1 protein-coding gene is annotated in these 248 nt (G+C 73.0%); it reads left to right on the top strand.

Annotated elements, in window-relative coordinates; all coding sequences use genetic code 11:
• Window positions 1-21: 21 nt before the first annotated feature.
• Window positions 22-248 (top strand): AMP-binding protein (locus V2S66_RS34425; protein WP_330801047.1); only part of this gene is annotated, 227 nt, incomplete at its 3' end.

Below are 248 nucleotides of genomic sequence, written 5' to 3' on the forward strand. Positions count from 1 at the left end.
GTGTCGGGTTCGGTGCCGGGGGTGTTCGGTTCGGTGGTGGGGCGGGTGCCGGGTGCGGTGGCGGTGGTGGATGGCGGGGTGGAGTTGTCGTATGCGCAGGTGGAGGTGCGTGCGGGTCGGTTGGCGGCGCGGTTGGTGGGGGAGGGGGTGGGTGCGGAGTCGCGGGTGGGTGTGCTGATGGAGCGGTCGGCGGATCTGGTGGTGGCGTTGCTGGCGGTGCTCAAGGCCGGCGCCGCCTACCTCCCGCT

This window comes from Actinacidiphila polyblastidii, from assembly GCF_036353415.1.
Classification (GTDB): domain Bacteria; phylum Actinomycetota; class Actinomycetes; order Streptomycetales; family Streptomycetaceae; genus Actinacidiphila; species Actinacidiphila polyblastidii.